Below are 10,780 nucleotides of genomic sequence, written 5' to 3'. Positions count from 1 at the left end.
CCCCAAATAAAAATGCCCACCTCAGGTGGGCATTCTCGCATGGCTGGCCGAAGCTTAGTTTACTTTGGCCTTGGTCCGGAGGTCCTTGACCAGTTGCTCGATCTGCTGCTGGCTGGCGCGCTGTTGCAATTGCTGCTTGACCTGCTCGAACGGCGGCGGGGTCATCGGGCGGGAGTCGTCGAGCTGGATGACGTGGTAGCCGAAGTCGGACTTGACCGGAGCTTTGGTGTATTCGCCCTTCTTCAGCTTGACCAGCGCTTCGCCAAACGGCTTGACGTAGGTGGCCGCGGAGCTCCAGCCGAGTTCGCCGCCCTTGTCCTTGGAGCCGGGATCCTTCGACTGCTTGGCCAGGTCGGCCAGCTTCTCGCCCTTGTCCAGCTTGGCGATGATGGCCTTGGCCTCGTCTTCCTTCTCGACCAGGATATGGCGCGTCTTGTATTCGACGCTGCCGAGATTGCTCTTGATGCCTTCGTATTCGGCCTTCAGGCGATCGTCGCTGATCGGGTTGGCCTTGACGTATTCGGCGAGGAAGGCGCGGATCAGGACGGCTTGCTTGGCCAGTTCGATCTGGCCGGGAACCGTGCCCTTCTTGTCGAGGCCCTTCTTCTTCGCTTCCTGGGCAAGGATTTCGCGGCGGATCAGCTCTTCCTTGACGGCGTTTTGCAGTTCCGCATTGTCCGGGGCTCCCTGGGCCTTCTGTTCGGCGACGAACGCGTCATAGACCGATTGCGGGATGGCCTGGCCGTTGACGGTGGCAAAAGACTTGCCCTGAGCGAAGACCGGGGCGGAAACGATGGCGCCGGCAAGCAGCAGAGCGACCAGGCGGGGGGTTTTAAGCATGAAATTTATCCTTGGGTGGGGGAAAACCAAAAAATTATACTTCGTCGGGTGTCAGTGCGCGGATGCTCAGCGCATGAATTCTGCCGCGCATCAGATCGCCCGCTGCATCATAAATCAGACGGTGACGGGCAACCGTGTTCTTGCCGGCAAAAAGAGGCGAAACGATGTCCAGTTTGTAGTGGCCGCCATCCTTGGCGCCGGCATGGCCGGCATGCCGGTGCGACTCGTCCTCGATGGCGATCGACACAGCATGCAGAACGGCCAGCCGCTGGCGCAGCAGCTCGACGGTGTCGCCGCTCACGCCGGCAGGGCCTTCTTGAACGGTTTGACCGTGACCTTGGCGTAGACGCCGGCGGCAATGTAGGGGTCGGCGTCGGCCCAGGCCTGGGCGGCGGCCAGCGAGGCAAATTCGGCGATGATGATGCTGCCCGAGAAGCCGGCCGGGCCGGGGTCCGGCGCATCGATGGCCGGGCACGGGCCGGCCAGGATCAGGTGGCCGTCGGCCTGCAGCGCCTGCAAGCGGGCGAGATGCGCGGGACGGGCGGCCAGCCGGGCTTCGAGCGAAGCCGGGACGTCTTCACCGATGATCACATAAAGCATTATTTTTCTTCCTCAACGTATTTCGACAGCAGCATGCCCTGGCCGACGACGAAGACGAGCAACAAGCCCATGCCGCCGAACAGCTTGAAATTGACCCAGACATCGGTCGGGAAATTGAAGGCGATCACCAGATTCAGCACGCCCATGAAAATAAAGAAGGCCACCCAGGAGAAATTGACCTTGCTCCAGACCGCTTCGGGCAGGGTCATCTGCTCGCCGAGCATCGCCTTGATGGCATTCTTTTTCAGGACCAGCGCGCCAAAGGCCATGCTGCCGGCGAACACCCAGTAGAGGATGGTTGGCTTCCACTTGATGAAGTTCTCGTCCTGGAAAATCAGCGTCATGCCGCCGAAGACGCTGACCAGCACGAGGCTGACCCAGAGCATCTTGTCGACCTTGCCGTGGCGGAAGTGGACCCAGGCGATCTGGGCGACGGTCGCCGCAATGACGACAACGGTGGCCAGCAGAATCGGGGCCTGTTTGACGTCGATTGTCGCCGAACCGAGTAGGGAGCCAACCCAGCTTGCCGCCAGTTCCGGGTTCTTTTCGGAATACTTGAAGGCGATGAAGAAGAGGATGACGGGGAAAAGGTCGAAGAGTAGTTTCATGGCGGGGCATTATATACTCACCGCCGACGGCGTTCCGCCAGCCCGGCGAACGGGTTGTGCCGGAGTGGCGTGCACCCCAACCGGCAATGCGAGAGTTCATGAACACCGTTTTGATCGTCGACGACAGCGATATCAACCTGACCCTGATCAAGGCGCTGGTGCTCAAGCTGGGGGAGTGTGCGCCGGTGCTCTTCGACAACCCGCTGAAGGCGCTCGAATGGTGTCGCGAGCACGTGCCGGACCTGGTCATCGTCGATTACATGATGCCGGACATCGACGGGCTGCGCTTCATCAGCGCCTTCCGTGCCCTGCATGGGCGCGACGAGATTCCGGTGCTGATGATCACCGCGAACGACCAGAAGGATGTCCGCTACGAGGCGCTGCTCGGCGGCGCCAACGATTTTCTGACCAAACCGATCGACCGCGTCGAGTTTTCGGCGCGCGCCCGCAACATGCTGTCGCTGCGCCAGGGCCAGAAATTCCTGGCCGATCGGGCCGAGCATCTGGCCGAACTGGTCGCCGAGCGCACGCGGGAAATCCGCAATCGCGAGAAGGAACTGATTTTCCGGATGTCGCGGGCGGCCGAGTTTCGCGATCCGGAAACCGGGGCGCACATCCAGCGCATGGCCCATTATTCGCAGGTGATCGTCGAGGGATTGGGCCTCGATGCGGCCACCCAGCAGCTGATTCTTGAAGCCGCGCCGATGCACGATGTCGGCAAGATCGGCATCCCCGATTACATTCTGCTCAAGCCGGGCAAACTCACGCCGGAAGAGTTCGAAGTGATGAAGGGCCATGCCCGGCTCGGTTTCGAGCTGCTCAAGGATAGCGGCTCGGATATTCTGCGGGCCGGTGCCGAAGTGGCGATTTCCCATCACGAGAGGTTCGATGGCAGTGGCTACCCGTATGGACTGAAAGGCAGCAAGATTCCATTGTTCGGGCGTATTGTTGCAGTGGCCGACGTTTTCGATGCCCTGAGCTCGGAGCGGCCGTACAAGAAAGCCTGGCCGCTGGAGCGGGTCCGCAAGTTTCTCGAAGACGGTCGCGGCCGACATTTTGATCCGCTGTGTGTGGAAGCATTTCTCGCTGGCTGGGAGCGGATTCTCGACATTCGCCAGCGGTTCACGGATGAAGAAGTGCCGATGCTTTAGGCCTTGGACGCCTAACTTCTCGGGTGACCGGTATCGGCTGACAGGAGAATGGAATGACTGGGAAGTTCGTGCTGGACAAGGCGGCGATACTTGAGCGCCTGGGGGGCGACGAAGATATTTTCGCGATGATGCTCGCCATGTATTTGCAGGATGTTGATCGGTACTCCGCCAATATCGCCGCCGCCGTGGCGAGCGGCGCGCCGGCCGAGGTACAACGCGAGGCGCATACGATCAAAGGCTTGCTGGCCACTTTTTCCGACGATCTTGGCGCAGCCGACGCTTCGGCCATCGAACGGAAAGCCAAGGCCGGCGATATGGACGGGCAGGAGGTGGCCGTGCTGGCGCTACAGGCCCGCCTGTATCTGGTCGCCGAGGTGTTAAAGGCGGAAAGCGGCCTCCCCCGGTAAGCGCAGGCAATCGGCGGCACCGGCGCTGCCGCCGGGCAGGTGCGGCACGACGCCGAGCAGCGGAGCGGGCAACAGGGCCTGCAAGCTGGCCAGATTTTCGGCGAAACGCGACATCGCCGGATCGATCCGGTTGGCGACCCAGCCGGCAATCGACAGACCGCGTGCCGCGATGGCCTCGGCGGTCAGCACGGCGTGGTTGATGCAGCCGAGGCGCATGCCGACGACCAGGATCACCGGCAGGCCAAGCGCGACCGCGAGATCGGTGGTGCTCTGGTCAACGCCGAGCGGCACGCAAAAACCACCAACCCCTTCGACGATCAGCAGATCGGCCTGCTCTCCGGCCGTTGCGCAGGAAGCCTGGATGGTCGCGAAATCGATGCGGATACCTTCCTCGGCCGCGGCAATGTGCGGCGCGATGGCGGCCTTGAAACAGTACGGGTTGATGATGGCGGTCGGCAGCGCGACGTTGCTCGCCGCCCGGATGCATTCGACGTCGTCGTTCCGGCCGGCGGCATCGGTCCCGGCGGCGACCGGCTTCAGGCCGGCGGCGGCCAGCCCGAGCTGGCGGGCGCGCTGGAGCAGGGCGCAGGTGATGAAGGTCTTGCCGATTTCGGTATCGGTACCGGTGAGGAAGTAGGCCTGTTTCATGTCCGGGCAATCAGGGTGATGACGTCGTAGGTCAGCGGCAGGCCGGCTGGCGTGCGCAAGGTTTCGAATGCCGCTTCGGCCCGGCTGAAGGCGCTGCGGCTCATCAGGTTGGTGCGCCGGCCGGCCCCCAGCTGGTTGGCGCCGATCGCCTTGACCGCCTTGAGCAGGCTTCGGAAATCGGCGTAATGAGCGATTTCCCTGGCGTTCGTCACTTCGATCGCGGCAAAGCCGCTCTGCGCGGCCATTTGTTCGATTTCCCCGGGGGAATGAAAGGCCAATGTATGGCGGTAGCTATCGACGCCGGCGAAGGCGTGGCGCAATTCGTGGAAGGTGGCCGGCCCGAGGCTGGCGATGGCCAGCTGGCCGCCCGGGCGCAAGACGCGGCGGGCTTCGCCGAGGACGCGGGGCAGTTCGCACCACTGCACGGCCAGGCTGGACCAGTAGAGGTCGAGGCTGGCATCGGCCAGCGGCAGATGTTCGAGATCGCCGGCCAGCCGGCAGCAGGCGATCGGGATTTGTTCCAGCATGGCCGGCGAAAGATCGACGGCTAGTGTCGTTGCCGTGGGAAAGCGCGCTTGCAGCAGGGTCAGCGCATGGCCGGTGCCGCAGCCGGCATCGAGCAACCGGGCCGGCAGCAAGCCGGCCGGCAGGGCGGCGGCCAACTGCGCGCAGATCGTGCGCTGGACGGTCGCGGCGCTTTCGTAGGTGGCGGCGGCGCGCTCGAAGGATTGGCGAATACGCGCCTTGGTCGGTCTAGTCATCAATAAAGGCGGTCAGTCGGGCGAGAAATTCGTCCGGGCGGGAGATGAAGGGGGCGTGCGCGCAGTCGGCGAAGACTTCGAGGCGGGCGCCGGGGATGGCGGCGGCCAGCGCTTCGCCGGCGGCCAGTGGCATCAGCGGGTCGGCCGCGCCGTGGATGAGCAAGGTCGGCGCTTTGACCTGCCGGGCAAGATCCCGCAAATCGACGTCGCGCAGCCAGTTCAGGCCGGTCGCCAGCGTGGCCGCCGGTGGCGCCCGGTCGGCCAGGTCGAGCAGTTGCCGCGTCACGTCCCTGGCCCGGGCATCGCCGCGATTGAAACCGCCGACGAAGCGCGGCAGCGTGGCTGCGGGATCGGCCGCGACGGCGACCGCGAATTCGGCCAGCGTGGCCGGCGGCATGGCGTGCGGCCAGCCGGCGCGCTGGACGAAGGAGGCGGTGCCGGCGACCAGGATCAGCTTGCCGACTTTTTCCGGGGCACGGGCCGCCACGGCCAGCGCCAGCAGGGCGCCGAGCGACCAGCCGCCGAGAGTCGTGCCGGGTTGCAGGCGCTCGGCGAGATCGGCGGCCGCCGCAGCGAAATCGCTGATCAGCGGCGCATCGCGATAACCGGGCAGGTCGAAAATCTGCCCGTGCAGCGGATCGATTGCCGCCTGCAGCGGGCCACGGCCCAGGGACCAGCCGGGCAGGAAGACGAGCGGCGGGGTCATGCGAGTTCCCTGAGGGCGGCGATCAGTTGGTCGATGTCGGCGGCGCTGTGGGCGGCGGAGACGGAGATGCGCAGCCGTGCAGTGCCCGGCGGCACGGTCGGCGGGCGGATGGCCGGCAGCCACAGGCCTTTCTCCCACAAGGCGCTGGCGAGCTGCACGGCGTCTTCGTTGGCGCCGACGATGAGCGGCTGGATGGCGGTGGCCGAGGGCAGCAGATGCCACGGCAGATCGCTCAGGCCGTCGCGCAACTGGGCGATGCGGGCAAACAGATTGGCCCGCCAGGCATCGCCCTGGCCGATGATCTTCAGGCTGGCCGACAGCGCACAGGCGACGGCCGGCGGCGCGGCGGTGGTGAAGATGTAGCTGCGGCCTTTTTGCAGCAGGTATTCGATGGCCGTGGCCGAACCGGCGACGAAAGCGCCGCCGATGCCGGCCGCCTTGCCGAGCGTGCCCATCAGCAGCAGGCGCGGCCGATAGGGCAGGTTGTAGTGGGCCAGGCTGCCTTGGCCCTGCGCGCCGAGGACGCCGAAACCATGTGCGTCGTCGATCACCAGCCAGGCGTCGTAACGCTCGGCCAGTGCGCACAGTTGCGGCAGCGGCGCGAGATCGCCGTCCATGCTGAATACGGCATCGCTGACGATGATTTTGCTTGGCGCGTTGCTGGCCGCCAGCATGGCTTCGAGCGCTGCCATGTCGTTGTGGGCATAGCGCCGGGTGGCGGCACCCTGCGCCTTGGCCAGTTGCATCGCATCGATCAGCGAAGCATGGTTCAGCTTGTCGGCGAATATCGCGCTGCCGCGCCCGGCCAGGGTCGGCGTGACCGCCAGATTGGCCAGGTAGCCGGTGGAAAAGGTCAGGGCGCGCGGGAAGCCGACGAAGGCGGCGATTTCCTTTTCCAGCGCTTCGTGTGGCGCCAGATGGCCGCTGACCAGATGCGAAGCGCCGCTGCCGGCCCCCCAGTGCAGCGCGCCGTCGGCCATCGCCCGGGCGATCCCGGCATCGCCGGCCAGGCCGAGGTAATCGTTGCTGGCGAAATTGAGCATTTCGCGGCCGTCGACGGTCGCGGTCCGGCCGCAGGGCGATTCGAGCACGCGCCGGCGGCGGGTCAGGCCGGCCGCGGCGATCTCGGCCAGTTCGTTGTTCAGGCGGTCTTCAATCATGGTTGGTCTGGAAAGGCGGAGCGATCGAGTCGTCGGCAAGAAAGGCGGTCAGGCTGGCCAGCACTTCATCGTCCCAGGACCACATGAAGGAGTGCCCCATGTCGAATAATTGCAGGCGCGCGCCGGGAATGTGGCGTGCCAGATATTCGCCATGGGCCAGCGGCAGCAAGTTGTCCGCCCGGCCGTGGATGACCAGCGTCGGCGCGGCGATGGACTTGATGCCCTCGAGCCGGTCCGGCGAGGCGGCGACGGCCAGGGCGTGATGAAAGGCGGCCAGCGGGTTACTCGTGCGCCCGGCCGCCCGGCGCAGGGCGGCCGTCAATTGGGTACGGGGAAACTCGCGGCTGCCGCCGTAGGTCAATGCCCAGCCGGTCAGTACGTTTTGCTCAATGGCGGGGGCCGATCCGGGGGGCTGGGCGAGCGTTGCCCGGATGTAGTCGAGCAGTGCTGCTCCCGGCCCGGGCAGGGCAAAACCGACGGTCGGCTGGCCCATGGTTGCGGCCATGTACGGCCGCTGGTCGGCCGAACTGGAAATCAGCACCAGGCGGTCGACCGCCTCGGGATGCTCGATGGCCAGCAACTGGGCGATATAGCCGCCCATCGACAGGCCGACCACCGTCGCCTTCGGCAATTGATGGCCGTGCAGCACGGCGAGCGCATCCTGCGTCAGCTCGGCCAGCCGGTAGGGCTGGGTCTGGAAATCGACAGTCGACGACTGGCCGGTATCGCGATGGTCGTAGCGGATGACGTAGTAACCGAGGCTGGCCAGCCGCCGGCAAAAGGCATCTGGCCAGAAAATCCCCTGGTTCATCGCGCCCATGATCAGCAGGATCGGGCGGTCGCCCGGTTGGCCGAAAGCCTCGGACCACAAGCTCAGCCCATCCGTCGTCCGTATCGTTTTTTCCATACTCGTCGCCATCTCGCCGCTCAGCAATTTCAGCGCAGTAACGCCAAGGCCAGGCTGATCCCGGCGGCGAGGCCGACGACGAGAAGCGTCCGGCTCAGCCAATAGACCCGCCGGATCAGTTGCGCGTTCTGATCGGCCAGTGTCTTGATCAGTTGCGTGGAATCGATCATTTCCTTCTGCAGGCGGCTGACATCACCGGCCAACGCGCCGATCCGCGCTTCCAGATCGGCCAGGGTCGGGGCTTCCGGCGCGAGGCTCGGCGAACCGCCGGTCGGTGTTCCGGCATCGGTCGCCGGCTTCTTCCCGGCCACGGTCTCCCACAGCTTCTTCGCACCATCGGCCACCTTCGGCGCATTGCTGACGACATCGGTCCAGGGAACTGCTTTGAGAATGCTGAGCCAGCCTATTGCCATGGGGAAAACCTTTGTGGAATGTCGGTGCGATTGGCGATGTTCAGCGCTGACCCAGGCTCTCGTGCAAGGCGCCCGATATGGCTTGGCCGAGAAGCGCGATTTCCTCGTCGCTGACGATGTACGGCGGCATCAGATACACGGTGTTGCCGATCGGCCGGATCAGCGCGGCGCGGTCGAGCGCGGCGCGGTAGAAGCGGCGGGAGAAATACGGGTCGTCGGTGGCGACGTCGAAGGCGGCGATCATGCCGCGTTGGCGCAGGTGACCGACTTGCGGGTGGTCGGCCAGCGGGGCGAGGGCGGCGCTGATTTCTGCCGCTTTCAGCCGGTTGGCGGCCAGCACGTCGTCGGTCGCGAAGATGTCGAGCGTCGCCAGGGCAGCGCGGCAGGCCAGTGGGTTGCCGGTGTAGGAGTGCGAGTGCAGGAAGGCGCGGGCCACCGAGTCGTCGAGGAAGGCGGCGTAGAGCGCGTCGCTGCACAGCACGATGGAGAGCGGCAGATAGCCGCCGGAGATGCCTTTCGACAGGCACATCAGGTCGGGCCGGATGGCGGCCTGTTCGTGGGCGAAGAAAGTGCCGGTGCGGCCGCAGCCGACGGCGATTTCGTCGCAGATCAGGTGCACTTCGTACTGGTCGCACAGTTGGCGGGCGAGGCGCAGGTATTCCGGGTCGTACATCGCCATGCCGGCGGCGCCCTGGACGAGCGGTTCGACGATCAGCGCGGCGATCCGTTGGCCGTGTTCCTGCAGATGTTTTTCCAGTGCGGCGGCGGCGCGCCGGGCGACATCGGCCGGCGTTTCACCGGCTGCGGCCTGGCGGAAATCGGGCGAAGGAACGACCGAGGCGGCGCGCACCAGCGGCGCGTAGGCGTCCTTGAACAGCGCGACGTCGGTGACGGCCAGCGCGCCGACCGTTTCACCGTGATAGCTGCCGGTCAGGCAGAGGAATTCGGCTTTCTCCGGGCGGCCGACATTGCGCCAGTAATGAAAGCTCATCTTCAGCGCGATTTCGGTGGCCGAGGCGCCGTCCGAGGCGTAGAAGGCGTGGCCGAGGGCGCCGCCGGTCAAGGCCGCCAGGCGCTCCGACAGCTCGACCACCGGCTGGTGCGTGAAGCCGGCCAGCATGACATGTTCGAGGGTGTCGAGCTGGTCGCGCAGCGCCGCGTTGATGCGCGGGTTGGCGTGGCCGAACAGGTTGGTCCACCACGAGCTGATACCGTCGAGGTAGCGCTTGCCGTCGAAGTCGTAGAGCCAGGCGCCGCTGCCGCGGGCGATGGGAACCAGCGGCAGATGGGCCGGCGAGGCGGTCGCGGCGTGGTGCTGCATCTGCGTGCACGGGTGCCAGACGGCGGCCTGGCTGCGTTCCAGCCAGGCCTGGTTCGCCGACTGATCCATCAGTGCAGGACTTGCGAGTCGGTCGCCGCCTGCTCGGGCATTTCGGCGTGCACCAGTTCGGCCTCGGCGTTGGGGTAGAGCGGGGCGCCGCAGTCCTCGCAGAATTCCATCGGGAAATGATGGTCGAGGAAGACGACGTCCTTGACGCCGCATTCGCGCAGCACGGCTTCGATTTCGCCGGCCGCATCGGTCGCTTCGTCTTCGGCGCCGAGCAGCGGCCAGACGATGCCGTGGTAGGTGTCGTCCTTGTTTTTCGGACCGAGGCCGACGCGGTATTCCTCCATCCGGCGGTCGTAGCAGGGGCCGACGACGGCACGCATATCGGCCGGCATCAAGCCGAGCGTGGTCTGCAGGAAGGCGACCGAAGCTTTCAGCGAATACGGGCGGGACAGGCGGTCGGCATTGCGGCAGCCGGCATGGTAGGCATCCGGCAGCAGCGGCTGCCAGGCGCAGCCGGTGAGCAGCGGTTCGAGATTCGGGCTGCCCTGCTTGATCCATTCCTTGAGCGCGGCTTCCTTGTTGCCATCCTTCTCGTTCCAGCGGAACAGCGGTTTGCCGCGCGGCACGGCGATGCCGCCGACGAGGTAACGAACGTCGGAGAGAAAGCGGTTGGTTTCGGCCATGCCGGCGGCGTCGACCGCCAGATGCTGGCCGGCGAGCGTGGCCAGGCCGAGCGCCTGGGTCATTTGCCAGGTGTCGCAAAAGCTGCGCGGCAGTTGGTCGGGGCTGAACAGGTAATCGGCCAGCGCGACGCGGGTGTCGGCCCCGAAAACGTGGGCGCCGAGTTGCACGGTCAAGGCTTCGACGGTGCTCTTGGGCAGGGCGCAGGCGGGAATCGAGAAGCGCGACCAGGCGAGGACCGGCGCGGCGAACAACTGGATGTCGAATTCCTGACCGTGCGCTTCCAGGCGGCTGGTTTCGGCGCGCGACTCGACCATGTCGGCGAGTTCGTCGTGGGCGCGCGGGTTGGCTTCGAACAGGCGGTCGAGGGCGGTATTGATGTCATCCTCGGCGCCATTTTTCAGCAGGCTGTCGACCGTTTCGGCGAGCAGCTCTTCCCAGTAACTGTCTTCCAGCTTGCCGCCGGATTCCGAAAGCCCGATGGCCATGCGTTGCAATTCTGCCGCATCGCGTGAGAGGCGGTCACGCGAGCCGAAGCGGGTTCGTTTCATGGGGATTCCAGAAAATA

Annotated in this window: 14 protein-coding genes; 2 read left to right on the top strand and 12 right to left on the bottom strand. The window is 65.6% G+C overall.

The window, feature by feature from the left end; translation table 11 throughout:
• Positions 1 to 54: 54 nt before the first annotated feature.
• From KI611_RS13680 to KI611_RS13665, 4 genes are read right to left on the bottom strand one after another with little or no spacing between them, the layout of a single operon-like run.
• Entirely contained in the window at positions 55 to 840 is a 786-nt protein-coding gene (locus tag KI611_RS13680) for a peptidyl-prolyl cis-trans isomerase (protein ID WP_226416212.1), read from the bottom strand.
• A gap of 34 nt (positions 841 to 874) precedes the next feature.
• Positions 875 to 1,141 carry a BolA family protein gene (locus KI611_RS13675; protein WP_226416211.1) on the bottom strand — a complete coding sequence of 89 codons (267 nt, stop codon included), beginning with the start codon at positions 1,139 to 1,141 and terminating at the stop codon, positions 875 to 877.
• Positions 1,138 to 1,440, bottom strand: coding sequence for a YciI family protein (locus KI611_RS13670; RefSeq protein WP_226416210.1), 303 nt, complete (start codon positions 1,438 to 1,440; stop codon positions 1,138 to 1,140). Before KI611_RS13670 ends, KI611_RS13675 begins: the two co-directional genes overlap by 4 nt.
• Complete coding sequence (locus tag KI611_RS13665) at positions 1,440 to 2,048, bottom strand: septation protein A (RefSeq protein WP_226416209.1); 609 nt, start codon at positions 2,046 to 2,048, stop codon at positions 1,440 to 1,442. The genes KI611_RS13670 and KI611_RS13665 overlap by 1 nt, the downstream gene beginning before the upstream one ends.
• Positions 2,049 to 2,146: 98 nt before the next feature.
• On the opposite strand from KI611_RS13665, the gene KI611_RS13660 reads away from it, so the two are divergent.
• A complete protein-coding gene (locus KI611_RS13660) occupies positions 2,147 to 3,199 on the top strand; it encodes an HD domain-containing phosphohydrolase (protein WP_226416208.1) in 1,053 nt (350 codons plus the stop codon).
• Positions 3,200 to 3,252: 53 nt separating this feature from the next.
• On the top strand, positions 3,253 to 3,606 hold the full coding sequence (locus KI611_RS13655) for an Hpt domain-containing protein (RefSeq protein WP_226416207.1): 354 nt from the start codon (positions 3,253 to 3,255) through the stop codon (positions 3,604 to 3,606).
• Here the strand turns inward: KI611_RS13655 and bioD are convergent.
• From bioD to KI611_RS13615, 8 genes are read right to left on the bottom strand one after another with little or no spacing between them, the layout of a single operon-like run.
• Positions 3,577 to 4,254 (bottom strand): dethiobiotin synthase, encoded by a 678-nt coding sequence (bioD, locus tag KI611_RS13650; RefSeq protein ID WP_226416206.1) that lies wholly within the window; start codon positions 4,252 to 4,254, stop codon positions 3,577 to 3,579. The two genes, KI611_RS13655 and bioD, sit on opposite strands and share 30 nt — an antisense overlap.
• Positions 4,251 to 5,015, bottom strand: a complete 765-nt coding sequence (bioC, locus tag KI611_RS13645; protein WP_226416205.1) for a malonyl-ACP O-methyltransferase BioC — start codon at positions 5,013 to 5,015, stop codon at positions 4,251 to 4,253. Before bioC ends, bioD begins: the two co-directional genes overlap by 4 nt.
• Positions 5,008 to 5,721, bottom strand: a complete 714-nt coding sequence (locus tag KI611_RS13640) for an alpha/beta fold hydrolase (RefSeq protein WP_226416204.1) — start codon at positions 5,719 to 5,721, stop codon at positions 5,008 to 5,010. The genes bioC and KI611_RS13640 overlap by 8 nt, the downstream gene beginning before the upstream one ends.
• Positions 5,718 to 6,881, bottom strand: a complete 1,164-nt coding sequence (bioF, locus tag KI611_RS13635; RefSeq protein ID WP_226416203.1) for an 8-amino-7-oxononanoate synthase — start codon at positions 6,879 to 6,881, stop codon at positions 5,718 to 5,720. The genes KI611_RS13640 and bioF overlap by 4 nt, the downstream gene beginning before the upstream one ends.
• A complete protein-coding gene (locus KI611_RS13630; protein WP_226416202.1) occupies positions 6,874 to 7,788 on the bottom strand; it encodes an alpha/beta fold hydrolase in 915 nt (304 codons plus the stop codon). The genes bioF and KI611_RS13630 overlap by 8 nt, the downstream gene beginning before the upstream one ends.
• A gap of 29 nt (positions 7,789 to 7,817) precedes the next feature.
• The gene (locus tag KI611_RS13625) at positions 7,818 to 8,201 is read right to left on the bottom strand and encodes a hypothetical protein (protein ID WP_226416201.1); all 384 of its coding nucleotides are present in this window, start codon (positions 8,199 to 8,201) and stop codon (positions 7,818 to 7,820) included.
• 40 nt (positions 8,202 to 8,241) lie between these two features.
• Positions 8,242 to 9,591: an adenosylmethionine--8-amino-7-oxononanoate transaminase gene (gene bioA, locus KI611_RS13620; RefSeq protein ID WP_226416200.1), complete on the bottom strand. Its 1,350-nt coding sequence runs from the start codon at positions 9,589 to 9,591 to the stop codon at positions 8,242 to 8,244.
• On the bottom strand, positions 9,591 to 10,763 hold the full coding sequence (locus KI611_RS13615) for a DUF2863 family protein (RefSeq protein WP_226416199.1): 1,173 nt from the start codon (positions 10,761 to 10,763) through the stop codon (positions 9,591 to 9,593). The genes bioA and KI611_RS13615 overlap by 1 nt, the downstream gene beginning before the upstream one ends.
• Positions 10,764 to 10,780 lie beyond the last annotated feature (17 nt).

It is taken from the genome of Dechloromonas denitrificans (assembly GCF_020510685.1).
GTDB classification, from domain to species: domain Bacteria; phylum Pseudomonadota; class Gammaproteobacteria; order Burkholderiales; family Rhodocyclaceae; genus Azonexus; species Azonexus denitrificans_A.
The sequence above is the reverse complement of the archived record's forward strand: the minus strand, read 5'-3'. Positions and strand labels throughout refer to the sequence as shown.